Annotated in this window: 23 protein-coding genes; 10 read left to right on the forward strand and 13 right to left on the reverse strand. The window is 67.0% G+C overall.

Annotated elements, in window-relative coordinates; translation table 11 throughout:
- Positions 1 to 2 precede the first annotated feature (2 nt).
- Both AB4851_RS05760 and AB4851_RS05765 read right to left on the reverse strand, forming a co-directional pair.
- Positions 3 to 575, reverse strand: a complete 573-nt coding sequence (locus AB4851_RS05760; protein WP_414449140.1) for a chromate transporter — start codon at positions 573 to 575, stop codon at positions 3 to 5.
- 236 nt (positions 576 to 811) lie between these two features.
- The gene (locus AB4851_RS05765) at positions 812 to 1,837 is read right to left on the reverse strand and encodes a LysR substrate-binding domain-containing protein (protein ID WP_414448814.1); all 1,026 of its coding nucleotides are present in this window, start codon (positions 1,835 to 1,837) and stop codon (positions 812 to 814) included.
- Positions 1,838 to 1,949: 112 nt separating this feature from the next.
- On the opposite strand from AB4851_RS05765, the gene AB4851_RS05770 reads away from it, so the two are divergent.
- The gene (locus AB4851_RS05770; RefSeq protein ID WP_414448815.1) at positions 1,950 to 3,035 is read left to right on the forward strand and encodes a tartrate dehydrogenase; all 1,086 of its coding nucleotides are present in this window, start codon (positions 1,950 to 1,952) and stop codon (positions 3,033 to 3,035) included.
- 177 nt (positions 3,036 to 3,212) lie between these two features.
- On the forward strand, positions 3,213 to 4,526 hold the full coding sequence (locus tag AB4851_RS05775; RefSeq protein WP_414448816.1) for an MFS transporter: 1,314 nt from the start codon (positions 3,213 to 3,215) through the stop codon (positions 4,524 to 4,526).
- 31 nt (positions 4,527 to 4,557) lie between these two features.
- Here AB4851_RS05775 and AB4851_RS05780 read toward each other — a convergent pair whose 3' ends face one another.
- Positions 4,558 to 4,941, reverse strand: coding sequence for a hypothetical protein (locus tag AB4851_RS05780; RefSeq protein ID WP_414448817.1), 384 nt, complete (start codon positions 4,939 to 4,941; stop codon positions 4,558 to 4,560).
- 295 nt (positions 4,942 to 5,236) lie between these two features.
- Between AB4851_RS05780 and AB4851_RS05785 the strand changes: the two genes are divergently transcribed.
- On the forward strand, positions 5,237 to 5,527 hold the full coding sequence (locus tag AB4851_RS05785; protein ID WP_414448818.1) for a hypothetical protein: 291 nt from the start codon (positions 5,237 to 5,239) through the stop codon (positions 5,525 to 5,527).
- Between the two features lie 104 nt (positions 5,528 to 5,631).
- Here the strand turns inward: AB4851_RS05785 and hpnH are convergent, their stop codons facing one another.
- Together hpnH and ispH are read right to left on the reverse strand one after the other, a co-directional pair.
- Positions 5,632 to 6,792, reverse strand: a complete 1,161-nt coding sequence (gene hpnH / locus AB4851_RS05790; RefSeq protein WP_414448819.1) for an adenosyl-hopene transferase HpnH — start codon at positions 6,790 to 6,792, stop codon at positions 5,632 to 5,634.
- A 12-nt stretch (positions 6,793 to 6,804) separates the two neighbouring features.
- Positions 6,805 to 7,746, reverse strand: a complete 942-nt coding sequence (gene ispH / locus AB4851_RS05795) for a 4-hydroxy-3-methylbut-2-enyl diphosphate reductase (RefSeq protein WP_414440525.1) — start codon at positions 7,744 to 7,746, stop codon at positions 6,805 to 6,807.
- A gap of 372 nt (positions 7,747 to 8,118) precedes the next feature.
- Here ispH and AB4851_RS05800 point away from each other — a divergent pair, with 372 nt between their 5' ends.
- On the forward strand, positions 8,119 to 9,297 hold the full coding sequence (locus tag AB4851_RS05800; protein ID WP_414448820.1) for a glycosyltransferase: 1,179 nt from the start codon (positions 8,119 to 8,121) through the stop codon (positions 9,295 to 9,297).
- A gap of 5 nt (positions 9,298 to 9,302) precedes the next feature.
- Here AB4851_RS05800 and AB4851_RS05805 read toward each other — a convergent pair whose 3' ends face one another.
- From AB4851_RS05805 to hpnA, 3 genes are all read right to left on the reverse strand, one after another.
- Positions 9,303 to 9,692, reverse strand: a complete 390-nt coding sequence (locus AB4851_RS05805) for a hypothetical protein (RefSeq protein WP_414448821.1) — start codon at positions 9,690 to 9,692, stop codon at positions 9,303 to 9,305.
- Between the two features lie 109 nt (positions 9,693 to 9,801).
- Positions 9,802 to 11,460, reverse strand: coding sequence for a hypothetical protein (locus AB4851_RS05810; protein WP_414448822.1), 1,659 nt, complete (start codon positions 11,458 to 11,460; stop codon positions 9,802 to 9,804).
- Positions 11,461 to 11,580: 120 nt separating this feature from the next.
- A complete protein-coding gene (gene hpnA, locus AB4851_RS05815; RefSeq protein ID WP_414448823.1) occupies positions 11,581 to 12,591 on the reverse strand; it encodes a hopanoid-associated sugar epimerase in 1,011 nt (336 codons plus the stop codon).
- A gap of 151 nt (positions 12,592 to 12,742) precedes the next feature.
- Between hpnA and AB4851_RS05820 the strand changes: the two genes are divergently transcribed.
- The 3 genes from AB4851_RS05820 to AB4851_RS05830 all read left to right on the forward strand — a co-directional run bounded on the left by AB4851_RS05820 (position 12,743) and on the right by AB4851_RS05830 (position 15,510).
- Positions 12,743 to 13,039, forward strand: a complete 297-nt coding sequence (locus tag AB4851_RS05820) for an acylphosphatase (protein ID WP_414440520.1) — start codon at positions 12,743 to 12,745, stop codon at positions 13,037 to 13,039.
- An 18-nt stretch (positions 13,040 to 13,057) separates the two neighbouring features.
- A complete protein-coding gene (rarD, locus tag AB4851_RS05825; protein ID WP_414448824.1) occupies positions 13,058 to 13,957 on the forward strand; it encodes an EamA family transporter RarD in 900 nt (299 codons plus the stop codon).
- A 431-nt stretch (positions 13,958 to 14,388) separates the two neighbouring features.
- A complete protein-coding gene (locus AB4851_RS05830) occupies positions 14,389 to 15,510 on the forward strand; it encodes an OpgC domain-containing protein (RefSeq protein WP_414448825.1) in 1,122 nt (373 codons plus the stop codon).
- 70 nt (positions 15,511 to 15,580) lie between these two features.
- On the opposite strand, the gene AB4851_RS05835 is transcribed toward AB4851_RS05830, so the two are convergent.
- Both AB4851_RS05835 and AB4851_RS05840 read right to left on the reverse strand, forming a co-directional pair.
- Complete coding sequence (locus AB4851_RS05835) at positions 15,581 to 15,790, reverse strand: hypothetical protein (RefSeq protein ID WP_414448826.1); 210 nt, start codon at positions 15,788 to 15,790, stop codon at positions 15,581 to 15,583.
- Positions 15,791 to 15,891: 101 nt separating this feature from the next.
- Entirely contained in the window at positions 15,892 to 17,418 is a 1,527-nt protein-coding gene (locus AB4851_RS05840; RefSeq protein WP_414448827.1) for a peptide MFS transporter, read from the reverse strand.
- Between the two features lie 649 nt (positions 17,419 to 18,067).
- On the opposite strand from AB4851_RS05840, the gene AB4851_RS05845 reads away from it, so the two are divergent.
- A complete protein-coding gene (locus tag AB4851_RS05845; protein WP_414442034.1) occupies positions 18,068 to 18,649 on the forward strand; it encodes a cupin domain-containing protein in 582 nt (193 codons plus the stop codon).
- Between the two features lie 309 nt (positions 18,650 to 18,958).
- Complete coding sequence (locus AB4851_RS05850) at positions 18,959 to 20,404, forward strand: OprD family porin (RefSeq protein WP_414448828.1); 1,446 nt, start codon at positions 18,959 to 18,961, stop codon at positions 20,402 to 20,404.
- 16 nt (positions 20,405 to 20,420) lie between these two features.
- Here the strand turns inward: AB4851_RS05850 and AB4851_RS05855 are convergent, their stop codons facing one another.
- The 3 genes from AB4851_RS05855 to AB4851_RS05865 form a co-directional block, all read right to left on the reverse strand.
- On the reverse strand, positions 20,421 to 21,410 hold the full coding sequence (locus AB4851_RS05855) for a DedA family protein/thiosulfate sulfurtransferase GlpE (protein ID WP_414448829.1): 990 nt from the start codon (positions 21,408 to 21,410) through the stop codon (positions 20,421 to 20,423).
- Between the two features lie 150 nt (positions 21,411 to 21,560).
- Positions 21,561 to 21,830, reverse strand: a complete 270-nt coding sequence (locus AB4851_RS05860) for a hypothetical protein (protein WP_414448830.1) — start codon at positions 21,828 to 21,830, stop codon at positions 21,561 to 21,563.
- Between the two features lie 366 nt (positions 21,831 to 22,196).
- Positions 22,197 to 23,600 (reverse strand): GntP family permease, encoded by a 1,404-nt coding sequence (locus AB4851_RS05865; RefSeq protein ID WP_414440512.1) that lies wholly within the window; start codon positions 23,598 to 23,600, stop codon positions 22,197 to 22,199.
- 378 nt (positions 23,601 to 23,978) lie between these two features.
- Between AB4851_RS05865 and AB4851_RS05870 the strand changes: the two genes are divergently transcribed.
- The gene (locus tag AB4851_RS05870) at positions 23,979 to 25,472 is read left to right on the forward strand and encodes a sigma-54 interaction domain-containing protein (protein ID WP_414448831.1); all 1,494 of its coding nucleotides are present in this window, start codon (positions 23,979 to 23,981) and stop codon (positions 25,470 to 25,472) included.
- The last annotated feature ends 386 nt before the right edge of the window (positions 25,473 to 25,858 follow it).

Genomic DNA, 25,858 nt, shown 5'->3' on the forward strand with positions numbered 1-25,858 from the left:
CCTCAGGTGCGGCGGCCGCGCGTGAGCAGCCAGTATTCGTAGGCGACGTTGAGCACGCCGGCCGTCAGCACCGTCCACAGCACCGGCACCTTGAACACCGCGACCGCCACGAAGGTGGCCGCGAACACGCCGTAGGGCACCACGCGGCGCGGCAGCCGCCGCGCGGCCGTGATCGCCATCGACAGCGACAAGCCGATCGCCGCCGCCGCCGCACCGGCCAGCGCGATGTGCGCTATGGGGAAGCGCGTGATCTCGGCGAACAGCAAGCCGAGCAGCACGATCACCACGGCGGGCGGAAAGATGATCCCGCAAAAGCCCGCGAACACGCCGGGCCAGCCGCACAGCCGGTAGCCGATCCAGATCGCCAGGTTCTTGACGTTGACGCCGGGCAGCGCCTGCGACAGCGCGAGGCCGTCGAGGAATTCCTCCTCGGTCAGCCAGCCGCGCGTTTCGACGAATTCGCGCATGAACCAGCCGCTCAGGCCGCCGCCGAAGCTGGTCAGGCCGATGCGCGAAAAGATCAGGAACAGGCCGGCCGTGGTGGGCCGTTTCGAGTCGGGGGTGGTGGGTGTCATCGGGGTTCGGAGCGTGACGGGGGCGCGGCTGTCTCCGGCGCCGCACCGGGCGACGATAGCACTGCGGCGCGCGCAGCCGCAATCCGCACGGGCGCGGGTGGCGCGGTTTCGTGCGCGTGGAGCCAGGTGGCGCGCGTTACGGCGGGTTACGGGCGGGCAGGGCGGCGTGGAGCTGTCGATAAGCATGCGACTGCATCGGTTCGCGCCGGTTCGCATCGACCCGCGTCGAAACGCAATCAACGCCCGCGCTTCGCCCGCCGATTGGCCGGCGCGGTTTCGGCCGCCGGTGGTGGCGCAGCGCTTCCGACAGTGCTTCCGACCGCACTTCCCACCGACCCGCCGGCCCCCACCCGCGGCTGCGCGAACTCCGCCGCGATGAAATCGACGAAGCTGCGCACGCGCGCCGACATCTGCAGCCGACGCGGATACACGGCATAAATGTCCGCAGCCGGCGTCTCGCAATCGGGCAGCACCAGCACCAGCCGCCCGTCGGCCAGATAGTCGAGCACGTCCCATTCCGCGCGCATCAGGATGCCGTGCCCGTCGAGCGCCCATTTGACGGCGATCTCGCCGTCGTTGGTGGTCAGGCTGCCGCCGATCCGCACCGCCTCGGTGGCGCGCGCGCTGCCGCGGCCGTGCGTGAGCCTCCAGACGCCATAGGCTTCGTCGCCCTGGCGGATGCCGATGCAGTTGTGGCGTGCCAGGTCGGCCGGCTTGCGCGGCATGCCACGCTCGGCCAGATAGGCCGGCGACGCGCACAGCAGCCGACGGTTCGACGCGAGCTGGCGCGCCACCACGCGCGTGTCGGGCGGCTCGCCGAAGCGGATGCAGATGTCGAAGCTGTCGTCGGTCAACGGCGGCGGCGTGACCGACAACTGCAACTGCACGTCCACCTCGGGATAGCGGCGCGCATAGCGCGAGATGGCCGGGCCGACCGCGCTGCGGCCGAAGCCGAGCGTGGCGTTCACGCGCAGCAGGCCGCGCGGCTGGCCGTTGGCGTTCGACAGCAGATCGCCCAGTTGCTGGATCTCGTCGAGGATCTTCCGCGCGCGCTCCAGGTAGACATCGCCCTCGGGCGTCAGCGCCATCCGGCGCGTGGTGCGGTTGACGAGCGCCACGCCCGCGCGCTGCTCCATCTGCGCAAGCCGCTTGCTGACCGCGGCCGGCGTGAGGCCCAGCTCGCGTGCGGCGGCGCTGAGGCTGCCCGAGGCGGCGAGCGTCGAGAAGAATGCCAGGTCGGCGGGCTGCACGGCATCGGTCATGACGGCCACTTGTGAATCAAAGTTAAAGATGCTTTGAGTCTAGCACCGGTTTTTATACCGGCTGCCGCGTTACCGTCATTGCACTGACAGACAGCCAAACGGAGACAACTGCATGAAGACCTATCGCATCGCCACCATTCCCGGCGACGGCATCGGCAAGGAAGTGATCCCGGCCGGCCGCCGCGTGCTCGAAACGCTGGCCGCTTCGGGCGCGGGCTTCGGGTTCGATTTCGAGGATTTCGACTGGGGCGCCGATTACTACCGCCAGCACGGCGTGATGATGCCGGCCGACGGGCTGGACGCGCTGCGCGACAAGGACGCGATCCTGTTCGGCTCGGCCGGCGACCCCGACGTGCCCGACCACATCACGCTGTGGGGCCTGCGCCTGAAGATCTGCCAGGGCTTCGATCAATACGCGAACGTGCGCCCGACCCGCATCCTGCCCGGCATCGACGCGCCGCTCAAGCGCTGCGGCCCGAAGGACATGGATTGGGTGATCGTGCGCGAGAACTCCGAGGGCGAATACGCGGGCGTGGGCGGCCGCGTGCATCAGGGCCATCCGATCGAGGCCGCCACCGACGTGTCGATGATGACGCGTGCCGGCGTCGAGCGGATCATGCGCTTCGCGTTCCGGCTGGCGCAGTCGCGCCCGCGCAAGCTGCTGACGGTGATCACCAAGAGCAACGCGCAGCGTCACGCGATGGTGATGTGGGACGAGATCGCCAACCAGATCGCCAAGGAATTCCCGGACGTGAAGTGGGACAAGGAACTGGTCGACGCCTCCACCGCGCGCATGATCAACCGGCCGGCCTCGCTCGACACGATCGTCGCCACCAACCTGCACGCCGACATCCTCAGCGACCTGGCCGCCGCGCTGGCCGGCAGCCTCGGCATCGCGCCGACCGGCAACATCGATCCCGAGCGCCGCTACCCGTCGATGTTCGAGCCGATCCACGGCTCGGCGTTCGACATCATGGGCAAGGGCGTCGCAAACCCGATCGGCACGTTCTGGTCGGTGGTGATGCTGCTCGAACACCTGGGCGAGCACGAGGCCGCCGCGCGCGTCATGCAGGCCGTGGAAGCGGCCACGGCGAACCCGGCGCTGCACACCGGCGACCTCGGCGGCAACGCCACCACCGAGCAGGTCACGGCGGCGGTGTGCGAGCGGCTGGCGCAGCGCGCGGCCGTCGCGGCCTGAGGTGCGGCGGCGCGCGGGCCGCGAGCCCGCCGCCGCGGGTTGTTCTGTACGACATGCATCACGTTGCGCCGCGCGTCATTCGGGCGGCGCGCCATCGAACGGGGCCGTAGAAGCCCGTCGATCACGATATTCGGCTTCGTCGCGCGGCATCGCGCCGGGAGGCCGCAGGAGACACGCATGCACACCGATCTCGAGCGCCGCGTCACGCGCAAGCTCATGTGGCGGATCATTCCGTTCGTGATGCTGCTTTACTTCGTCAGCTTTCTCGACCGCGTCAACGTGGGCTTCGCCGCGCTGACCATGAACGCCGATCTGGGCCTCACGCCCACCGCGTTCGGCTTCGGCGGCGGGTTGTTCTTCATCGGCTACTTCCTGTTCGAGGTGCCGTCGAACCTGATCCTCAGCAAGGTCGGCGCGCGCATCTGGATCGCGCGCGTGATGATCTCGTGGGGCATCGTCTCGGCCGCCGCGGCGCTCGTCACCGGGCCGGCCAGCTTCTATTCGGTGCGCTTCCTGCTCGGCGTGGCCGAGGCCGGTTTCTTCCCCGGCATCATCTATTACCTCGCGCAGTGGTTCCCGACGCGCCAGCGCGCCGTGGCCGCCGCGTGGTTCATGGCCGCCGCGCCGATCTCGACCGCGATCGGCTCGCCGATGTCCGGCGCGATCATGCAGTTGCCGTCGGTGTTCGGCTTGCGCGACTGGCAGATGCTCTACGTGATCGAGGCCGTGCCGGCCGTGATTCTCGGCTTCGTGGTGCTGCGTGCGCTGACCGACAAGCCGGCCGACGCACGCTGGCTTGCCGCCGACGAGCGCGACTGGCTGATCGCCAAGCTGAAATCGGAAGCCGAGGCGCGGCACGCGCGCGTCGGCCACACCATCGGGCCGATCGCCGCGCTGCGCGACATGCGTGTGCTGGCGCTCGCGCTGATCTATTTCGGCACCTCGGCCGGGCTGTATACGCTCGGGCTGTGGGCGCCGCTGATCATCCGGCAGTACGGCTTCGACGCCTTGCAGACGGGCCTGCTCAACGCGATTCCGAGCGTGCTCGCGGTGGTGGCGATGATCCTCTGGGCGCGGCATTCCGATCGCAGCGGCGAGCGCACCTGGCACGTGGTGATTCCGTGCGCGCTGGCGTGCGTCGGCTTCGTGTTCGCGGGCGGCGCGAGCACCATCGTCGGGGTGATTGCCGCGCTGGTGATCGTCAACATCGGCATCAGCGCCGCGAAGGCGCCGCTGTGGGCCATGCCGAGCCTGTTCCTGTCCGGCTCCGGCGCGGCGGCCGGGATCGCGATGATCAACTCGATCGGCAACCTGGGCGGCTTCGTCGGGCCGTTCGCGATCGGCTGGCTCAAGGGCGTGACGGGCAGTTATGCGGCGGGCTTGTATGTGGTGGGCGCGAGCCTGGCGTTGTCGGCGGTGTTGACGGTGGTGTTGAGCCGGCAGTCGGCGGCGCGCGGTGAGGCCGGGAATGCGGTGAGCGAGGGGCGGTAGGTGTGCGTCGGGCATGAGCCGCGCCGCATCGTCATCGCGCGTGCGGGTCGAAGTAGGCCTGCCAGGTGGCGGGGTTCGCTTCGAGCCCTTCCACCCGTTTCAGCGCGGCCTGCGCCTTGGCCTGCGCCGCGCAGCCGAGCAGGGCGACGAACAGGTTGAAGTGCGTGTTGCGGTCCGTTGCGCATTCGGCGACGGCCTGTTCGAGATACTCGCGCGCCTGGGCGTGCTGCTGGAGATCGCACAGAACCGCGCCGAGACAGGTCAGCACGGCCACGTCGTGCGGGTGGCGCAGGCGTTCCGCATCGAGCAGCGCGGCGGCTTCGCGCAGCGTGTCGTCGTAGGCGGCCTGGTTGGCCCAGGCTCGATCGACGAGGGCGCGGGCGGTTTGGAGGCAGGCGAGGGTGGGGGCGGTCATGAGGGCGTGTCCAAGTCTGTCGAAATATCGCAGCCAGTTTCGGAATAATCGCATGGCGGTGCAATGCCGCCAGAGATAGTGTCGACGCCAATTCGAACATTGAAATGGCGGAAGACTCCATGGCGAAGACGGTAATACGGGACGGCGATTCGACAGCCACCGGTGGCATGGTGATGGCGAGCGCGGCAATTGGGTTCGAACATGACCCGAGATGGTTGCCATCGCGAGCTATTGAGCGTCCTGAGAAAATCGAAGCGCCTGGCTATGACCCATTCCTATCCCAGGGAGCGATAACGTGTCGAAGCTCGGCTATGTCGCGCTCGGTTGCGGCCAGGCGTTGCTGATTGCCGTGTCGGCGCTGCTGCGCCGGCTGCACTGGGCGGAGATCGATTACCCGGAAATATCGAGCCGGATATCGCCCGGCCTGCTTGCGTCGGGATACTGTCTGGCCGGGTGGTGCCTGACGATCTTGATTGCCGCCGGGCTGGCGGTTCGCGATCGAACGCATCGGACGTTGATCGTGTTGTGTCTGGTGATGGTGCTGCCGCCGATCGAATTCATGGCGTGGTTTCTGCTGGCCTACTAGCGGGAGTCGGGCCGCGCCAAAACACAAGGGCGCCCCGGATCGACTCCGGGGCGCCCTTGTTTCGATCGTCGCAGGCCGGGCTACGAACTAGCCGGCCGTCAACCTCAAACCGCGCTGGCGGCCTTGGCCGGCTTCTGCAGCTTGCCCTTGCCGGCGATCGTGATTTCCTCGAGCTTGATCTCGACGTGGCGCGAGAACACGTACTCGGCCGGACGTTGCTTGTCGATCGGGATATCCGGTGCGAACGCGCCGTCGGTCTTGATGCCCTTGCGGCTCAGTGCGAACGCCTTCAGCGGATGCGTGATGGTGTCGACCACGGCCGTGGCTTCGAAGCCGCAGTGGACCATGCAGTCCGCGCACTTCTCGTAGTTGCCGACGCCGTAGTTGTCCCACTCCGTCGTTTCCATCAGTTCCTTGAAGGTCTTCACGTAGCCTTCGCCGACCAGATAGCACGGCTTCTGCCAGCCGAACACGGTACGCGCCGGGTTGCCCCACGGCGTGCACTTGTAGGTCTGGTTGCCGGCCAGGAAGTCGAGGAACAGCGACGACTGGCTGAACGACCAGCGCTTGCCGCCCTCGCCGCGCTTGAAGATCTCGCGGAACAGGGTCTTGGTCTTGTCGCGGTTCAGGAAGTGCTGCTGATCCGGCGCGCGCTCGTAGGCGTAGCCCGGCGACACGGTGATGCCGTCGACGCCCATCGGCTCGAGCGTGTCGAAGAACTTCGCCACGCGCTCGGGGATCGCATCATTGAACAGCGTGCAGTTGATGTTGACGCGGAAGCCGCGACGCTTGGCTTCCTTGATCGCGGCCACGGCCTTGTCGTACGTGCCTTCCTGCGACACGGAATGATCGTGCGCTTCGCGATCGCCGTCGAGGTGGACCGACCAGACGAAATACGGGCTCGGCTCGTAGTCGTCCATCTTCTTTTCCATCAGCAGCGCGTTCGTGCACAGGTACACGAACTTCTTGCGCTTCATGATGCCCTTGACGATTTCCGGCATGTCGCGGTGCAGCAGCGGCTCGCCGCCCGCGATCGAGACGATCGGCGCGCCGGCTTCATCGACCGCGCCCAGGCATTCCTCGACGGAAAGACGCTGGTTCAGGATCGGATCCGGATAGTCGATCTTGCCGCAGCCATTACAGGCCAGGTTGCAGCGGAACAGTGGCTCGAGCATCAGCGCGAGCGGGTAGCGTTTGTTGCCGGACAGGTGGTTGCGCATGATGTATGCGCCGACCCGGACTTGCTGGAGCAGCGGAATAGACAATTGATGTCCTCCTTAGACTTCGCGGGCGACAGCTTGCAGAAGCTTCGCCGGCAACTTGAATTCGACTTTTTCCTCGCGGCCGGTCATGGTGACGACGTCGACGGGGCCCAGCGCACGCAGCGCGGCAATCACGTCCTCGACCATTTCCTCGGGCGCCGACGCACCGGCCGTGAGGCCGATGGTTTGCGCGTTCGCGAGCCATTCGGCGCGCACTTCCGAACCATCGGCCACGAGATAGCTCGGCACACCGCTTTCGGTGCCGATCTCGCGCAGACGGTTCGAGTTCGAACTGTTCGTCGCGCCGACGACGATCAGTACGTCCACCTGGCTGCTCAGCTCGCGCACGGCGGCCTGGCGGTTTTGTGTTGCATAACAGATGTCGCGCGTGTCCGGGCCGACGATGTCGGTGAACCTGCGCGTCAGTGCTTCGATGATGCCGCGCGTGTCGTCGACGGACAGCGTGGTCTGCGTCACGTAGGCAACCGGCGTATCGACCGGCAGGGACAGCGTGGCAACCTCGGCTTCGCTCTGCACGAGGGTGACTTCGCCGGGAATCTGGCCGATCGTGCCTTCGACTTCCGGGTGGCCGGCATGCCCGATCAGGATCAGGCGGCGGCCGCCCGCGACATACTGGCGGCCCTGCACGTGCACTTTCGTGACGAGCGGGCAGGTGGCGTCGAGCACATCCAGCCCGCGCGCCTCGGCATCCTTCTCGACCGTTTGCGCCACGCCATGGGCGCTGAAGATCGCGACGGCGCCGTGCGGCACCTCGTCGAGTTCCTCGACGAACTTCGCCCCTTTGTTGCGCAGGTTGTCGACGACGTGGCGGTTGTGAACGATTTCGTGCCGGACGTAGACAGGCGCGCCGTGCTGGAGCAGCGCACGATCGACGATCTCGATCGCGCGGACTACACCGGCACAGAAGCCCCGGGGTTGGGCAAGAATGACACGCATAAAGGGCGAACTCCGACGACTACGCGGGGTTTGAGACGGCCGGCAGGCCGGCCCGATCGCCCCAACTCGATGTTATGGCGACCGGTTCGCATGCACCGACCGCCAGATTAATCGCGCATTTTAACGCTATCGGCCCGGTCGTGCTTTGTATGAGCTCGAAGGTGTTGCGGCGCAACCGAATTCGCCGTCGCAACCCGGGCCGCCGAACCCGGATAAACTACGCGGTTTTGAATGCGCCCTGCGGCGGAGCTTGGCCGCGCGGGCCTCACAGGCGATCCGGATGGAAGTCCAACTCAAGGGTGTGTCCCCGTATCTGGCGCTGCTGCAGCGCGTGCGCGGGTGGTCGGAAAACGGTGCGGCGGAGGGCGGGGTATGACGCTCCAGATCGTTTTTGGCCTGTCTTGTCTGTCCCTGATTATCTGGTGCGTGCTGTTGTTCGCGCGCGGCGGTTTCTGGCGTGCCAACCCGCCTGCGCCGCTGCCTGCCCCGGCGCGCGCGGCCGGCGAATGGCCGGCAGTGGCCGTGGTGGTGCCGGCGCGCAACGAAGTGGACGTGATCGGCGAGGCCGTCACGTCGCTGGTGCGGCAGGATTATCCGGGCGCCTTCCACGTGATCGTGGTCGACGACCACAGCACCGACGGCACCGCCGACGCCGCGCGCGCGGCCGCACTGGCTGCCCGGCACGCCGATCGCCTCACGGTGCTCGCCGCGCAGCCGTTGCCGGCCGGGTGGTCGGGCAAGGTCTGGGCGCAATCGCAGGGCATCGCGGCGGTCCGCACGCTCGGCTTGCCGGCCGATTACCTGTTGCTGACCGATGCCGACATCGGCCATCCGGCCGACGCCGTGGCCCAACTGGTGACGCGCGCGCAGGCCGAGGGCCGCGATCTGGTCTCGCTGATGGTGCGCCTGCGCTGCGATTCGTTCTGGGAAAAGGCGCTGATTCCGGCGTTCGTGTTCTTCTTCGCCAAGCTCTACCCGTTCTCGTGGATCAACGACACGCGCCGCAAGACGGCCGGCGCGGCCGGTGGCTGCATGCTGGTGCGGCGCGCGGCGCTGGAGGAAGCGGGCGGCATCGAATCGATTCGCGGCGCGCTGATCGACGACTGCAGCCTCGCCGCGCAGATCAAGCACCGCGGCGGCCGGCATCATCCGATCCGGCTCGACCTGGCCGATCGCAGCGTATCGCTGCGCCCGTACGACAGCTGGCGCGACATCTGGAACATGATCGCGCGCACCGCGTTCACGCAGTTGCGCTACTCGCCGTTGCTGCTGGCCGGCACGCTGCTCGGCATGTCGATCATCTATCTGCTGCCGCCCGTCGCGGCGCTCGCGTACGGTGCGCAGGCCTGGCCGGCCTGGCTCGCGTGGGCGGCGATGAGCGCCTCCTACGCGCCGATGCTGGCCTATTACCGGCGTTCGCTGCTGTGGGCGCCCGCGTTGCCGCTGGTCGCGCTGTTCTACAACGGCGCGACGTTCGCGTCGGCGTGGCGTTACTGGCGGGGCAAGGGCGGGCAGTGGAAGGCGCGGGTGCAGGCGCCGGTGGAGCGTTAAGAGCGTTAAGGCGCGGACGGCGGCAGCGCTTGCGCCCGCTCGAGCGCCGCGGCCACCGTCTTCCAGGTGTCGGCGAGCGCGAGCCGGTAATACAGCACCGCCGCCCGGTGGCGCAGCCGGTGCGTGAGCGAGCGCTCACGTCTGGCTCGCCGCGCGCGGATTTCGGCCACCAGCGTGCTCGTGTCGAAGCCGAGCCAGACCGGCGGAACCGGCGTCAGCAGGTTGGGGCCGCAGACGGGCGCGACATCCTCGAAGAAGATCGTGCGCAGTGCGTCGAACGGAAAGCGCGCGAGTCTGGCCGCTTCGGCGTCGTAGTCGATCTCGTTGTCGACGAAAAATTCGGACATGACGGCCCAGACGAATTCGCACGTGGCGGGGTCCATCGGCGTGCTCAAGTCTGACAATCCTCCGCGTCTTGCATCGCGCATGCTTCAATGGAAAACGGCACATCGATCTCGCGATCGTGTGCCGTTTTGCCTTTGAGGCCGTTCCGGCCTGCCGCCCTTACTGCGTCAGCAGCATGTACATCTGGATCACCGTGTCCGGCGAGAACGTGAACGGCACCCACCCGTAGCCGGTGTGACGCGCGACCAGCAGGCGATCGCCGTTCGACTGCTTCTGCACCGCCATCATCGGATTGCGGGTCGACACGAAGCGCCAGCCGGCCGGCAGCCCCTTGGGCTGCTCGGTCGTCATCGAGGCGCGCGCGTGTGCGAGTTCCTCGATCAACTGGCTCAATTGCGACGGCGGGAACGGCACCTGGTTCGTGCCGATCGCGAGCGTCACGGCGTCCAGCGACGGGCGGGCGACGACGAGTTTTGCGTCGGCGCCGGTTTCGACGGCCTGCGGCGCCGGTGCGCTGGCGGTTTCGGTGGCCGTTGTTTCGGCGGCCGCAACGGCCTGTTCGAGCGCGGCTTCCTTCGCCGTGGCTTCGCGCAGCGCCGCTTCGGCCACTGCCTTGTCGGAGGCGGCTTGGGCGGCGAGCAATTCGGCGGCGGCCTTGTCGGCCGAGGCGAGTGCGGCCGTGGCCTGCGCGGCCGCGCGCTCCGCTTCGAACTGCGCGGAGGCGTCGGCCAGCGCGGCGCGTTCCGCGCGCGTTTGCGCGGCGAGCGTATCGGCCGCTTCGCGGTCGCGCGCGGCTTGCGTTGCGGCTTCCTGCGCGGCGTCGCGCTCGGCGCGGGCCTGACGATGGGCGGCTTCGGCCGCGTCGAGATCGGCGGCGGCCTGCTGCATCAGCGCATCGGCGGCTTCACGGTCGCCTGCGGCTTGCTGGGTGGCGAGGTTGGTGGCGGCGGTATCGCCGATGGCTTGCGCAGACGCGACGGCCACGGCGGCGCTCGCCGCTTGCGTGTTCTCGGCCTCGCGGCGCGCGGCGTGTGCCGCGTCGCGATCGGCTGCCGCCTGCGCGGCCGCCGCTTCGGCAGCCGCGCGGTCGGCCGCGGCTTGCTGCCTGATCGCCTCGGCGGCGGCGCGATCCTCGGCCGCCTGTTTCGCGGCCGCTTGCGCGGCTTCGTGATCCTCGGCGGCTTGCCGGGCCACGGCATGCGCGGCTTCGCGCTCGGCCAGCGCCTGCGAAATCGCGGCCTTGGCCGTGGCGCATTCGCTGGCGGCCTGCTGAGTGGCCAGCTCGGCGGCGTCGCGTTCGGTGGTGGCCTGCTTGATGGCGAGGTCGGCCGCTTCGCGTTCCGTCTGCGCCTGCCTTATTGCGCGTTCTGCGTTGTCTCGCTCATGTGCGGCTCGCTTGGTTGCGGCTTCCGCAGCTTCGCGCTGCGCGGTGGCCTGCGTGAGCGCGGCATCGGCCGCTTCGCGATCGATCCCGACGCGCGCGGCCAGCGCTTCGGCCGAGGTTTTGTCGGTGACGGCCTGTGCGGCAGCCGCTTCGGCGGCGGCCTGCACGGCGCGCATCTGTTCATGGAGGGCTTCGGTGGCCGCGCGATCGGCGCTGGCCTGCTTGGCGGCGAGGTGGGCCGCCGCTTGCCCGGCGGAAAACTGTTCGGCGCTGGCGCGTGCGGCGCTCGCTTCCTCACCGGCGGCTTGGGCGGCAGCCCGATCGGCAGCCGCGGATTCGATCGCGGCCTTCGCGGCGCCCGCGACCGTTTGCGCGGTGTGGATGAGCTGATCGATGCCCGCACCGAGCGCTTCGATCTGGTCGTTCAGGTTCATGCGTGCCTTCTCTACGTAGGACCCGCGATTTTAACCGGTGCATCGCCCCCGGTTCGACCTTGACGTGTAACAAAGTGCTGGTAGGGCGGCGATGCACGCCCGCCGCGCGGCGCTGACGCGCTAGCGCGTCAAATAGCCCGCCCCGCGGAACCAGCCGAGCGCGTCGGCGAGACCTTCGCGGTAGGGCCGTGCGCGATAGCCGAGTTCGCGTTCGGCCTTGGCCGACGTGAAATACATCTTGTTCTTCGACATCTTCAGCCCGTCGACGGTCACGAACGGCTCGCGCTTGGTGAACTTCGCGACCACCTCGGCGGCGTACGCGATCGGGTAGAGCGGCCCGCGCGGCAGCGCGATGGTCGGCGGCTTGCGGCCGACCATCTGGGCGATGTCGGCCAGCATCTGTTGCAGCGGCAGGTTCTCGCCACCCAGGATGTAGCGCTCGCCGATGCGGCCTTTCTCGAGCGCGAGGAAGTGGCCGTGCGCGACGTCGTCCACATGAACCAGGTTCAGCCCCGTATCGACGAAGGCCGGGATCTTGCCGGTGGCCGCCTCGACGATGATGCGGCCGGTCGGCGTGGGCTTCACGTCGCGCGGGCCGATCGGCGTGGACGGGTTGACGATCACGGCCGGCAGCCCGTCCTCGGCGATCATCCGTTCGACGGCGCGCTCGGCCAGCACCTTGCTGCGCTTGTAGACGCCGATCGCCTGCTCGGGCGTGAGCGGCGAGGTTTCGTCGGTGGACTGGCCCGAGCTGGTCACCTTCAACGTGGCCACGCTGCTGGTATAGACGATGCGCTCGACGCCTTCGGCCAGCGCCGCGCGCATCGTCGCGACGGCACCTTCGAGGTTGGCGCGCTCGATCTCGAGCGGATCGGGCGCCCACAGCCGGTAATCGGCGGCCACGTGCAGCAGGTAGCGCACGCCGCGCAGCGCCTGGCGCATCGAGGCCTCGTCGCGCATGTCGCCGGTGACGATTTCGGCGTCGAGCCCGGCGACGTTGGTGCGCGGGCTGGAGGCGCGCACCAGCACGCGCACCCGATAGCCCTGGGCCTGCGCGATGCGCGCCACCGACGAGCCGACGAAGCCGGACGCACCGGTCACGAGTACGAGATCGCGTTGTGTATCAGTCATGCCATTCCTTGATGTCGCGCGGTTCGAACGCGGTGCGCGGCGGTTATGCGTGATGCGCGATTGTACGTGCTGCGCATGGCGCGGGCGTCCGGCGCGCGCCATGCGGCGCGACTACAATGCGGGGCTTTGATGCAAACGGATGAGGAGCGACATGAGCGGCAAGGATCTCGACGAACGGGTGGAAACCCTCTACGTGCGCGTGCGCGGCGTGGTGCAGGGTGTCGGCTTTCGTCATGCCACCGTGCGCGAGGCCCATGCGCTGAGGCTGCGCGGCTGGGTCTCCAATCTCGAGGACGGCTCGGTCGAGGCGATGATCCAGGGCCCGGCCGCCGACATCGACCGGATGCTCGCCTGGCTGCGTCACGGCCCGCCCGCCGCGCGCGTGAGCGAGGTGGAGTTCGAGGAACGCCAGACCGACAAGCGCTTCGAGCGGTTCCAGCAAAACTGATCGGGGCCGGCGGGAGCGATGATTCAGGAATTTCCGGAAGCACGGCGCGGCCTCGCGCTGTCGGTGGCCGCGTCGGCGCTGTTCGCGCTGATGTCGGTTTATGCGAAGCTGCTCGCGCCCCTGACGGGCCTCGACATCTTCGCGTGGCGCATCGTCTGGACCTTGCCCGGCGCGCTCGCGCTGGTGGCGTTGCGAGGCCGCTTCGGCGAACTCGCCGCGCTGCTGCGGCGCATGCTCGGCAGCCGTCGCGTCGCGCTGGCCGTGATCGGCGGCGCGGCGTTGCTCGGCATGCAGCTGTGGCTGTTTCTGTGGGCGCCGCTGCACGGGCGCATGCTCGAAGTGTCGCTCGGCTATTTCCTGCTGCCGCTGACGATGGTGCTGGTGGGGCGCTTCGTCTATCGCGAATCGCTGTCGCTGCTGCAATGGTGCGCGATCGCGTTCGCGGCGCTCGGCGTGTTGCACGAGCTGTGGGTGACGGGCGCGTTCGCGTGGCCGACGCTGGTGGTGGCGATCGGTTATCCGCCGTACTTCATGCTGCGCCGGCGCATGGATGTCGAGCCGCTCACGCTGTTCGCCGTCGAAATGCTCGCGCTGCTGCCGGTGGCGGTGCTCACGCTCGTCACGATCGGCACGCCGGTCGGCGGCCATGCGATGCTGCTGTCGGTGTGGCTGCCGGGCCTCGGGGTGCTGTCGACGCTCGCGCTCGGCTGTTATCTGAAATCGAGCCGGATGTTGCCGATGGCGCTATTCGGCATCCTCGGCTACGTGGAGCCGGTGTTGATCGTCGCGGCCGCCGTGCTGCTGCTCGGCGAATCGCTGAGCGCGCAGCAACTCGGCACCTACGGCCCGATCTGGATCGCCGTCGCCCTGACGGCCTGGCACAGCTATCTGATCATGCGGCGCGTGCAGGCGCACTGACCCCGCTAGGCTGCTTGCACCTCGCCTGTGCGCGCCGCGCCCCTTCCCGCATTTTCTTTCGGATCACGCAGTGAATTCCAGGCGTGTCATTTCGATTGTTTCGTTCTGCGATCAAAACTGGCAAAAATCGATGACGGATCGCTGACGCTTGTCTGGCAAGGCTGACAGTCACGGATCGGAAGAATTGGTTGCATTTTGTTACTTAGGGTATGCCCGTAGCGACGTATAGACTTTCTGGACCGTCCCACTTCCGTATGCGGTCCCTTTCCGATGAACGGTCCAGTCTTCGCCTCGGCGCTCCGGCGCACGCGAGTCAGGCATACGTGTCTCGCCGCGCGCTTGTCGTCGCTCCTCGCTACGCAGTCCTTCGCTTTGCTCTCGATGCCCGGTCGGGCTTCCGCTCGCGCGCCGCTTTGTTCCGAGCGTGCGTCATGGCAGTGACCGACGCGCGCAACGCGGCCGCGCCGGCGCGCTCGGGCCGCGTGATCGAAATCGACTTCTTTCGCGGCATCGTGCTGTTGATGATCGTCGTCGACCATATCGGCGGCAGCATCGTGTCGAAGTTCACGCTGCATTCGTTCGCGCTGTGCGATGCGGCCGAGGTGTTCGTGTTCCTCGGCGGTTTCGCGGCGGCGAGCGCGTTCGTCTCGATGTCGGAGCGCTATGGCGCCGATGTCGCGCGCCGGCGCTTCATGCGGCGCGCGGTGCAGATCTATCGCGCGTTCCTGGCCACCACCACGTTGATGCTGGTGGTGTCCGCCGTGCTCGATCATTACGGCATCGAATCGCCGAACCTCGCCCTCGACGATGTCAGCGTGATGCTGGCCACGCCGCTGACCGGCCTGATCGAAGTGCTGACGTTCCAGCGCCAGCCGTATCTGGCGTCGGTGCTGCCGATGTACGTGCTGTTCGCGCTGGCCGTGCCGGCCATCGTGCCGCTCGCACGCCGCTGGCCGGTGTGGTTGTTCGCCGGCAGTTTCGCCGCGTGGCTCGCGTCAGGGTGGCTCGGCACGCAACTGCTCGATACGCCCTCGTTCAAGTGGAGCTTCAACCCATTTGCGTGGCAACTGATGTTCGTGCTCGGCGCGCTGGTGCGCTGCCAGCCGATCTATCGCGGCCTCGCGGCCGGGCGCTACGGCGCGGTGCTGACCGGCGTGGCGCTCGGCATCGTGCTGGTGTGCGCGTACTACAAGCTGTTCTCGGGGCTGCCGTTGCCCGAAGGCTTGATGAAGCGCGACCTGGCGTGGCCGCGCGTGCTCAGTTTCCTGGCGGTAGCGTGGTTGATGGCCGACCTCGTGCGTTCGGGCTGGGTGGGCAAGCTCGCGCGTGCGGTGCAGCCGGTGGTGGCCGTGGGGCAGCGTGGGCTGGTGTGCTATGTGGTGGGCACCGCGATCTCGCTCACGCTCGATTCGCTGATGCACCACGCGGCGATGAGCCCGCGCTTCTCGCCGTTCGGCGTGGGTCTGGCGGCCGACACGATCGCGCTCGGTTGCCTGTTGACGCTCGCGAGTTCGGGCGGCTGGTGGCAGCGCATGCGGCGTGCGCCCGCGTAGGGCGCAACGCGATCGAGCAACGAGGTAAAGCGCCGGGTTTCGGCGCTTTTTTCGTTCCGGCCCGCTTCGCTCACCGCGAAGGTGAGCGAATACGGGAGGCGGATTCAGGGGTGGCGGCGTCGTCGCTGTCGGCTTCGTCGGCGGTGTCCGACGGTTCGGCGGCGCGAGCCAGTTCGGCATCCGCTTCGGCCGCCGCCCGCGCGGCGCGCAGCGCGGTGCAGCGTTGCGCACGACGGATGTCGGCCAGCGTGCGCACGATCCGCATCGTCCTTTTGTTCATCTCACTCTCCAGCAGGCCCGGGTGCGGGCTGCTTTCAGTGTAGGACGCCGTGGCGCGCTTCGCCGGCCGACTGTGGCGCGCGAGCCGCGCGCCGAGGGATATTACTGAGTGGCCGCGCCGTTTGCGTGCAGGGCGGCGCTCTCTTGCTCGCGCGCCTGCGCGTGGCTCTGATGCGCGCGCGAAAGCTTCGCCATCAGCGGCAGCAGCAGGCACGACACGAGCGTGCCGCCCACCGCCACCCAGCCGAGCGTCGAGAACAGGTGCACGTACAGCGGCAGCGACGCCGTGGCGGGCAGGTCGTGCGACGGCATCTTCGCGAGGTTCGCGACCACGCTGCCCAGATACTGCGAAATGCCGGTGGCGACGAAGTACGCGCCCATCATGAAGCCGCCCATGCGCGCCGGCACGTAGCGCGCGATCATCGCGAGGCCGAGGCCGCTGACGAGCAGCTCGCCGAGCGAGTAGAGGCCGTAGCCGCCAACCATGAACCACGACGACACGCGGCCGTCCACCGCGAAGCGCCCGCTCGCCGCGAACACGAAGAAGCCGGCCGCCACCACGGCGAAGCCGAGCATGTACTTGAGCGCCACCGGCACGTTCACGCCACGGTTCGCCAGCGAGTTGTAGATCCACACGAGCACCGGGCTCAACAGCATGATCCAGATCGGATTGAGCGCCTGGAACTGGCCAGCGCTCCAGGTGAACAGCGTGGTGCCGAACAGCGTGAAACCCGGGTCGACGTTACGGAATGCGAACAAGGTCAGCGAGGTGGACATTTGCTGATAGAAGATGAAGAACAGGATCACCTGCGCGATCAGCACCAGCGCGGCGATCAGGCCCGAGCGCTCCGAGCGGTTGGCCTTCGCGATCATGTAGACGAAGATCGCCAGCACCACGAACGCGGCGGTCCAGACGGCCGCGACCGCCAGCGCCTTGTGGCCGAGCAGGAACGTGGTGACCAGCGCGAGCACCACGCCGCCGCCCGCCACGGCCGCCGCGCGGCCCCAGCGAATCGGCGCGTCGTCGGGCTGCGAGCCGACATGCCTGAGCGTGCGCTGCATCAGCGTGTAGTTGACGAGGCCCACCAGCATCCCGGCGCAGCACACCGCGAAGGCCGGATGCCAGCCCCAGCGATCCTTGATCCACGGCGTGACCAGCATCGAGATGGTCGAGCCGATATTGACCGCCATGTAGTAGATCGTGAACGCGCTGTCGAGGCGCGCGTCGTCACCTTCGTAGATGCGCCGCACGAGGTTCGCGGCATTGGCCTTGAACAGGCCGTTGCCCACCACCATCACGCCGAGCGATGCGTAGAGGAACTGAAGATTGTCGTTCGGCATCGCGAGCATCAGGTAGCCGAGGCCGAGCACGGCGGCGCCGATCAGCATCGTGCGGCGCGTGCCGAGCACGTGATCGCCGATCCAGCCGCCAACCGACGGCGCCGCGTAGATCAGCGCCACGAAGGCGCCCCAGATCAGGTTCGCGTTGCTGTCGTCGAAGCCGAGCTTCTCGACCATGAACAGCACCATCAGCGCGACCATGCCGTAATAGCCGAAGCGCTCCCACATTTCGATCAGAAAGACCGTTGCGAATGATCGCGTTTTGGAAACAGGTGTTGAGACGGGCATCGTTGTCCTCGAATATCGTTTTTAGCGCGGCATCGTGCGTGACGGATGCTGCGGATTCGGAATGTCGCGGCGCCGGAAGGCGGCGCGTCGGCAAGAGGGGCGATGCTCAGGCGGGTGGGGCGGTGCTCGCGTGATGACGACAACGTTTGCATCGCGGCCGTGCGGCGCGAGGGGTTGCGGCGGCGTGGGCACGCATTGCGTGCGCGGGGTTTGGAACGGCATTCATGTTGGATGAACCTCGGGGCGACCGGATAGGGGCGCGTAAAACGGGGCGGCAGGCAGCCGGTGGGCTGGTGCCGGCCATGACGATGGGCCGGACGCGAGGTGGTCGCGCTTCGGTGCGGCCGCGATTGTCATGACGCGGTTGCCGTCCGTCACTTCGGGAAATCCCGCGACCGATGCGGCGACAACCCGTTTTTCCGTGACCGCGATGGCACGCTGCGCAAACTCTTCCATCAGGAATGCTGCGAATCGAGCACGAATTGCACGAGCGATCTGGCAAGATGACGCCTCGCAGCAGCGTTGCGCGGGGTGCGCCAAGGCGCAGGCCGTCTCGTTGACACGGTCATGAAGACGAAGATTAAGCCATATCGATCAAACTTCGTTACTTTCCATCAAACTTTTTTTGACGATCGGATTTCGGCCTGCTATGGTTGCTTCCACTGAAAATACGCAGCCCCGAAGTGCGGCGCTGGAGCTGGGCGGAAAGATTCGTGCGCTCAGGCAGCGCCTGAAGCGCACGCTTGACGATACGGCCACTGCCGCAGGTATTTCAAAGCCGTTTTTGTCCCAGGTCGAGCGTGGCCTGGCTTCGCCGTCCATCACCTCGTTGGCCGGCATTGCGCAGGCGCTCGGCGTGAACGTGCAGTATTTCGTCGAGACGCCGAGCGAGGAACGCTCGGTGTGCCGTGGCGAGCAATTGCGCTTTTTCAGCTTCGCCGACTCGACCAATCTGTTCGGACGACTGACGAACGTGTCGGCCGGCCGGCAGCTTGAAGCGATTCTCGTGCGCATGCCGCCGGGGCAGAAGCGCTCGGAAGTCACGACGCATGCAGGGGAGGAATTCCTGTACGTGATCGAGGGCGAAGTATCGTTGACGCTGGAAGGCAAGACGTTTGTCGTGCAGGCCGGCGACAGCGCGCATTACCTGTCGACCGTGCCGCATAGCTGGGTCAACACCGCGAAGCAGGAGTCGGTGGTGGTCTGGGTCGGTACGCCGCGACTCTTCTAAAAACCGGGTCATCTGCCGTTCCTCCGAACGGGGTGGCCCTTCGGAGATAATCAGGATAACGACATGATCGTCACGTCGCACAGCCCCCCGCGCTTCTCCTAGCCACATCAAAAACACGCAGCGCCCACCGTTCGCTGCGCCGTCGGCTTTTCCGCTTTTCATCGTCATGCCTATCGCGCCGTTGCCAAGGCCGCGAGGGCAGCGCTCGCGCGCGCCTGCCGTGTTCGACGTTTGCGGCCGGTGGCAAGCGTGCGCCTTGACGATGCGCTCGCGCGGCGGTGCAGGCCAAACCTGAGAGACACCATAACGATGAATCGAACCGCCACCCCGCGGCGTACGCGCCGTGCGTCGCGCCTCGCCTGGATGCTTCCCGTGCTGGCCGGGATCGCCGCCGCACCTGCGCATGCCGACGACGCGCCTGCCGCATCCGCCGCGCCTTCGCTGGCACAAGCCACCACGCCGAATGCCGTGATCGATGCCGAAGCGAACCAGGCGCCGTCGCCCGTGCCGAGCATCGACGCTTCCGCGCAATCGAAATCGCGTGGCTTCGTGCAGGACAGCCACCTCGAATTGATGTTCCGCAACTACTCGGACGCGCTCGACGCGAAGGGCGGCCCGCATCGTCATGCGTGGATTCAGGCGGTGATGGCGAATTTCGAGTCGGGCTATACCGGCGGGCTGATCGGCTTCGGCGTGGATGCTTCGGTGTACGCAGCATTGAAGCTCGACGGCGGCGCGGGCGGCGGCAACATGGTGCACGTCGCGAAGGGCGGCGGTGGGTCGAATCAGCTCGGCTGGGCCTACCCCGGCGTGTACGACGTGAAGGCGCGAATCTCGAACACGGTGATCAAGTACGGTCTGCAGATCGTCGACAACCCGTTCATGGAGCCGCACGACAATCGTGCACTGCCGCCGACCTTTCTCGGCGCAACCATCGTCAGCAACGAATTCCGCAACGTGATGCTCGAAGCGGGCAGCTTCACGAAGACCGATGCACGCGGCCGTTCGACCTTGGTCGATCTGACCTCGCAATACGGCGGCACGCGGATCGATCGGCTCACGTATGCGGGCGGCACCTGGGATTACTCGCCCACCGGCTCCGTCGCGCTCTACGCGAACCAGGCCGAGAACGTGTGGAACCAGTATTACGCGTCGGTGCGGCAGAGCTACGGCGCGCCGAGCGGCGTGAAGTGGACGGGCTTCGGCAACGTCTATTCGACACACGATACGGGCGACGCGCGGCAAGGCAAGATCGACAACAACGCGTACAGCCTGTCGCTCGCCGCGCAGCATGGCCCGCATGAATTGCTGCTCGGGTTTCAGCAAGTGCTCGGCGATCAATACTTCGATTACCTGAACGAAACCAACGGCATCTTCCTGGTCGATTCGATGGACGTGGACTACAACGCGCCGCACGAAAAATCGCTGCAGTTGCGCTACACGTTCTACGGCAAGGATGCCGGGCTGCCCGGCTTCAAGGCAATGGTGTGGGGGTTGACGGGCTGGGGCGCGGACGGTTCGGCGGGCGCCGCGAACGATCCGACGCACGCCGGCATCTACTGGAAGGACGGCCTGCCGGTGCAGGGCCGCCACCACGAGTTCGGTTTCATCCCTTCGTACACGATCCAGAGCGGCCGCCTCAAGGATACGAAGATCACCTTCATCGCGATGTGGCACGTCGGCTCGGCGCACTACTCGGACAGCACCAATCAGGAATACCGATTGGTTGTGAACCTGCCGGTGTCGGTGTTCTGAGCGGCTGCTGCCCGCGTCAGGCCGTTTTCGGTGCGGGCGCGATGCCGGCCGGTTCGATGCCGGCGATGCCGGCCAAGGTGTGGCCCGTGTCGCGCCACGCGTCGAGGCCGCCGCGCAGCGTGAGGGCGTCGGTGAAGCCGGCGTCCGACAGGCGCTTGGCCATCAACGCGGCCGACACCTCGTTCGGACACGAGCAATACACGACGAACTTCTGCCCGAGCGGATAGCGCAGCGAGAATTCGCGCACGTTGCGTTCGTCGGCGAACACCGCGCCCGGAATCGAGAACGGATCGAGGCGGCGATGTTCGGGCGAGCGCACGTCCACCACCACCGGCAGCGCCGACGGGTCGGCGAGCATCATCCGTTCGAGTTCGGCCACGTCGATGCGCGCATTGGCGAGCGTACGCAGCAGCGCGCGGCGACGCGACCAGCGCACGCTCGCATACAGCAGGAGCAGCAGGCCGATCAGCACCAGCGCCGCCTGGCCGAACTGGCTCGCACCGGTAAACAGCCAGTCGATCTGCTCGGCGAACAGCAACCCGACCAGCAGGCCGACCGCGGCCCACAACAACGCGCCAAGCGCGTCGTAGCCGAGGAACGTGCGGTAAGGCGTGCCGAGCGCGCCGGCCATCGGCACCGAAACCAGCGAGAGGCCCGGCACGAAGCGCGCGATCGCCAGCACGCGCACCCCCCAGCGACCGAAGAACTGCTCGGTTTTTTTCACGCAACTGTCGCGTGACAGCGACAGCCGGCAGAGCGTCTTGAGCGTGCGGCCGCCGAAACGGCGCCCGGCCAGATACCAGGCGGAATCGCCGAGCACCGCAGCCGCCACGGCGAGCAGCAGCACCGGCAGCAATTGCATGCCGATCATGTCGGGGTGCAGGGTGGCCATCGCGCCGAACAGGATGAGCGTCGGCATCGCGGGCACGGGCAGGCCGAGCGCGGCTGCCAGCACATTGACGAACACGATGAGCGGTCCGTAGCGGACGACGAGATCATGCAGCATGGCGAACGTGGCGCGAAAAAGAGGCGATGAGTGGAAGCAACGCAGATGGACCGATTATCGGCCTTTTTCAAGTCAACTGAGCGTAGGTCGGGCGACCGGATGAAGCGGTGAGCGAAGCGAGCGGCGCTTGCTCACCGTAACGACAGGGAATCAGGAGGGCGTGCGGGAGAAGGTGGCGGCAACGTGCGATTCGCCGGGCAGCTCCGCGCCATGAGAACGGATCGCGGCGATCAGCTCGGCCGGCGTGATTTCGTAGCGCACTTCGCGATGGATGCCGGGCTTGCGCTCGTCGACCTCGATCAGCAACACGCTTTTACCGTCGTCGGTGGCTTCGAGCCGCAGCGAGCGCAGCTCGCGGCCATCGGCCGAATCCAGTTCGCTCAGGAGGGCCATCGCCCCGGAAGCACCGGTCGTGCGCATCGAACAAGTCCTCGTATCGTGTCAATGGAAGATGTTGTCTTGCGAACTGCTCCAGCGCAGTGTAACGCGAACCGGTCAGTTGCAACGACAATTTCGAGATTCGAGACGCCGCAAAACGGACGGCTGGTCTGACATATCGCGTTCATCGAATTGACCATTGGGACGGCCCGGAACGGCCGGCCAAGGTGGCGCGGCGACGCGGAAAATCGATGCCGATCGGGGCGGCCGGCGGTACGGCTTTTTTGATTTGGAGAAGAGGGGATGCGGCGGCCTGGGCAGCGAACGGGCTGCGCGGCGTGGCGCCACGCCGCCATGCACCAAGGTGTTGCGCGCGCCGCCATGTCGGCCGGCGCGCCGCGCGATCCGTCAGACCAGGCCGGTTGCGTAGTAGAAGGCGATCACGAAGAACACGGCGAGCGTCTTGATCACGGTGACCGCGAAGATGTCGCGATACGACTCGCGGTGTGTGAGGCCGGTCACGGCCAGCAGCGTGATCACCGCGCCGTTGTGCGGCAACGTATCCATGCCGCCGCTGGCCATCGCCACCACGCGGTGCAGGACTTCCATCGGAATGTGCGCGGCTTCCGCGCCCTTGATGAAGGTATCCGACATGGCGGCGAGCGCGATGCTCATGCCGCCCGAGGCGGAGCCGGTGATGCCGGCCAGCGAGCTGACCGACACGGCCGCGTTGACGAGCGGATTCGGGATGCTCTTGAGCGCGTCGCTCACCACCAGGAAGCCCGGCAGCGCGGCGATCACCCCACCGAAACCGTATTCCGACGCGGTGTTCATGGCGGCCAGCAACGCACCGCCGACGGCCGTCTTGGTGCCCGTCGCGAAACGCGCGCTGACGCGCGGGAACGCCGTGATCACCACCAGCAGGATGCCGAGCAGCAGCGCGGCCTCCACCGACCAGATCGCCACCACCGTCTTGATCGGCGTGGTGACCGGCGCGTGCAGGCCCGGCAGCACTTCGGGGGGCACCGTGTAGCTCGCGCCGCTGTACCACTGCGGGATCCACTTGGTCAGCAGGAAGTTCGCCACGCCCACCAGCACCAGCGGCGCAACGGCGAGTATCGGGTTCGGCAGCGAGCTGGTTTCGACGCGTTCCGGCTCGTTGACCAGCGACGTGCCGTAGCCCTCGCCCTTGGCCATCGCGGCGCGGCGACGCCATTCGAGGTAGGTCAGGCCCACGATGATGATGAACACCGAGCCGATCGTGCCGAGCACGGGCGCGGCCCATGCGGTGGTCTTGAAGAACGTGGACGGGATGATGTTCTGGATCTGCGGCGTGCCCGGCAGCGAATCCATCGTGAACGAGAACGCGCCGAGGGCGATCGCGCCCGGCATCAGCCGCTTCGGAATGTTGCTCTGGCGATAGAGTTCGGCCGCGAACGGATAGACGGCGAACACCACCACGAACAGCGACACGCCGCCGTAGGTCAGCAGCGCGCAGACCGCGACGATCACCGCATTGGCGCGCGAGCGCCCGATATAGCGGATCGCGGCGGCGACGATCGACTCGGAGAAGCCGGACAGCTCGATCACCTTGCCGAACACGGCGCCGAGCAGGAACACGGGGAAGTACAGTTTGACGAAGCCGACCATCTTCTCCATGAAGATGCCCGAGAAGACGGGGGCGACGGCAGCGGGATCGGTGAGCAGCACGGCGCCCAGTGCGGCGATCGGCGCGAACAGGATCACGCTGTAGCCGCGGTAGGCGGCGAACATCAGGAACGCCAGCGCAGCAAGGACGATGATGAATGACAAGTGAGTCTCCTATTTATTGATTCTTTCGATGTGGCCGGTGTGTGCCCGTCCACACGTGCTGCCCGGGCGTGTGCTGCCCGATTTGCAGAACGACGCTGTAACGCAGGTTCCATGCCAGCGCGCTTGCTGCCTCGGCTCTCGGCCGATACATGGCGATTTGTTCGGGATTTTGCCGCGTGCGGTGCGATTGTCGCGATCGATTCTACCGAAGCTGTCCCGATTCCAGGACAAAGCCTGTTGCGTGGTGCCGGAAAACGACATCGAACGTCGTCCGGGCAAGGCCAAGCCGGTTTTGGGCGTGTGTCTACGCAATGAGATAATCCGTCCCGATTCGGAGACGACACGCATGCTCCGACGATAAACGGAGACGACGACACCATGATGAACGACTGGTCGAACCTGCCGGCAGGCTACGGCGATGTGCTGGCGCGGGCCGCCGAATCGCTGTTCCGCACCTTCGAGCATTCGAGCGCCGGTACGCTGATCGTCGACCGCGATGCGCGCGTGGTGTGGATCAATTCCCGTTATGCGGCGCGCTTCGGCTTCGCCGATCCGCAGCGGGCAATCGGGCTCGATTGCGAGGCGGTGATCCCGCACAGCCTGATGCGCGAGGTGGTGGCGACCGGGAGGCCCACTCTGCTCGACATCATGGAAACCGGCCGCGAGCCGCTCGTTGTCACGCGGCTGCCGCTGCTCGACGAGGCCGGCGAGACGGTTGGCGCGATCGGCTTCGCCCTGTTCGACGAACTGAAGACGCTCACGCCGCTGTTCGCGCGCTATATGCAGGTGCAGCAGGAGTTGCTTGCCGCGCAGCGTTCGCTGGCGCAGGCGCGCCGGCCGAAATACACGTTCGCGAGCTTCGTCGGCACCAGCGCGGCGAGCCTGGAAACCAAGCGGCAAGCGCGCCGTGCCGCGCTCGTGGATGCACCGGTGCTGCTGCTCGGCGAAACCGGCACCGGCAAGGAACTGCTCGCGCATGCGATCCACGCGGCGTCCGCGCGCGCCTCGAAGCCGCTCGTGACCGTCAACGTGGCGGCGATTCCCGATGCCCTGCTCGAAACCGAATTCTTCGGCGCGGCGCCGGGCGCCTATACCGGCGCGGACCGCAAGGGCCGTATCGGCAAGTTCGAGCTGGCCGATGGCGGCACGCTGCTGCTCGACGAGATCGGCGACATGCCGCTGCCGCTGCAGGGCAAGCTGCTGCGCGTGCTGCAGGACAAGGAGTTCGAGCCGGTGGGCTCGAACCGGATCGTGCGCGCCGACGTGCGGATCATCGCGGCGACCTCGGCCGATCTGCCGGCGCTGGTCGCAACCGGCCGCTTTCGCGCCGATCTCTATTACCGGCTCAACGTGCTGACGCTGAACTTGCCGCCGTTGCGGGAGCGCGCCTCGGATATCGAGGCGCTTGTTTACGCGACGCTGGAAGAACTGGCCGCGCAGCACGGGCACGCCGCGCACTGCACCCTGACCGCCGACGCCTTGCGCCTGCTCGCCGCGCAAACCTGGCCCGGCAACGTGCGCGAGCTGCGCAACACGCTCGAACGCGCGTTGATGTTGTCGGACAGCGCGCTGATCGACGCCGAGGTGCTGGCGCCGTTCGTGGGCGCGGGCACGGCGGCGGGCGCGATGGGCTCGCGTGCGACGGATATCGTGCGGGAGGCGACGCCGGCTGCCGCCGAGCCCGATGCCGCCCCCGAAACCGTTGCGGCGGCAACCGTCGCCTACGCCGAGGCGTTTGCCGAATGGGAACGACGCTTCCTCAACGAAGCGCTGGCGGCGAGCGGCGGCCGCGTTGTCGAAGCCGCCGCCCGCATCGGCATCGGGCGCGCAACCTTTTACAAGAAGATCGCCGCGCTCGGTATCGAGGCCTGAAACCGCCGCATCGGCCGATGCGGCCCGATCGCGTTTATTTTTCAAGTTCCGTAATCGTGCCGCCGAGTGCGTTTCGGCGTGACGATTGCGAAACCGGGCGACGGCTGAATATACCGGGCGGTATATCGAATGTTTAAGAATATTCAGCATGTTTCAACAAGATAAATCTGATGTATGGCCTTGAATATGGCTTCGGTATGCGAAGTCGGCGATACGGCGCGATCGCACGGCTTGCGTTTAACGGCTGAATGCTGCCCGTCGCCGTGAACTTGTCAGGTCCTGCCAGGCAGCCGGTAAGCCGTGGTTCGCGCAGCAATCGCCGCGCCGGGTTGATGTTGCCGCTGGTGCTTTCGTGCGGTGCAAAGCCGCTCCCTATCCTGTTTCGA

Origin of the sequence: Burkholderia sp. 22PA0099, from assembly GCF_047497165.1 — a bacterium.
Lineage (GTDB): Bacteria > Pseudomonadota > Gammaproteobacteria > Burkholderiales > Burkholderiaceae > Burkholderia.

Coding starts and splice junctions, on each gene's coding strand:
- AB4851_RS05760 (WP_414449140.1), bottom strand. CDS start 575: ATGACACCCACCACCCCCGACTCGAAACGGCCCACCACGGCCGGCCTG.
- AB4851_RS05765 (WP_414448814.1), bottom strand. CDS start 1,837: ATGACCGATGCCGTGCAGCCCGCCGACCTGGCATTCTTCTCGACGCTC.
- AB4851_RS05770 (WP_414448815.1), top strand. CDS start 1,950: ATGAAGACCTATCGCATCGCCACCATTCCCGGCGACGGCATCGGCAAG.
- AB4851_RS05775 (WP_414448816.1), top strand. CDS start 3,213: ATGCACACCGATCTCGAGCGCCGCGTCACGCGCAAGCTCATGTGGCGG.
- AB4851_RS05780 (WP_414448817.1), bottom strand. CDS start 4,941: ATGACCGCCCCCACCCTCGCCTGCCTCCAAACCGCCCGCGCCCTCGTC.
- ispH (WP_414440525.1), bottom strand. CDS start 7,746: ATGCGTGTCATTCTTGCCCAACCCCGGGGCTTCTGTGCCGGTGTAGTC.
- AB4851_RS05800 (WP_414448820.1), top strand. CDS start 8,119: ATGACGCTCCAGATCGTTTTTGGCCTGTCTTGTCTGTCCCTGATTATC.
- AB4851_RS05810 (WP_414448822.1), bottom strand. CDS start 11,460: ATGAACCTGAACGACCAGATCGAAGCGCTCGGTGCGGGCATCGATCAG.
- hpnA (WP_414448823.1), bottom strand. CDS start 12,591: ATGACTGATACACAACGCGATCTCGTACTCGTGACCGGTGCGTCCGGC.
- AB4851_RS05820 (WP_414440520.1), top strand. CDS start 12,743: ATGAGCGGCAAGGATCTCGACGAACGGGTGGAAACCCTCTACGTGCGC.
- rarD (WP_414448824.1), top strand. CDS start 13,058: ATGATTCAGGAATTTCCGGAAGCACGGCGCGGCCTCGCGCTGTCGGTG.
- AB4851_RS05830 (WP_414448825.1), top strand. CDS start 14,389: ATGGCAGTGACCGACGCGCGCAACGCGGCCGCGCCGGCGCGCTCGGGC.
- AB4851_RS05835 (WP_414448826.1), bottom strand. CDS start 15,790: ATGAACAAAAGGACGATGCGGATCGTGCGCACGCTGGCCGACATCCGT.
- AB4851_RS05840 (WP_414448827.1), bottom strand. CDS start 17,418: ATGCCCGTCTCAACACCTGTTTCCAAAACGCGATCATTCGCAACGGTC.
- AB4851_RS05845 (WP_414442034.1), top strand. CDS start 18,068: ATGGTTGCTTCCACTGAAAATACGCAGCCCCGAAGTGCGGCGCTGGAG.
- AB4851_RS05850 (WP_414448828.1), top strand. CDS start 18,959: ATGAATCGAACCGCCACCCCGCGGCGTACGCGCCGTGCGTCGCGCCTC.
- AB4851_RS05855 (WP_414448829.1), bottom strand. CDS start 21,410: ATGCTGCATGATCTCGTCGTCCGCTACGGACCGCTCATCGTGTTCGTC.
- AB4851_RS05860 (WP_414448830.1), bottom strand. CDS start 21,830: ATGCGCACGACCGGTGCTTCCGGGGCGATGGCCCTCCTGAGCGAACTG.
- AB4851_RS05870 (WP_414448831.1), top strand. CDS start 23,979: ATGATGAACGACTGGTCGAACCTGCCGGCAGGCTACGGCGATGTGCTG.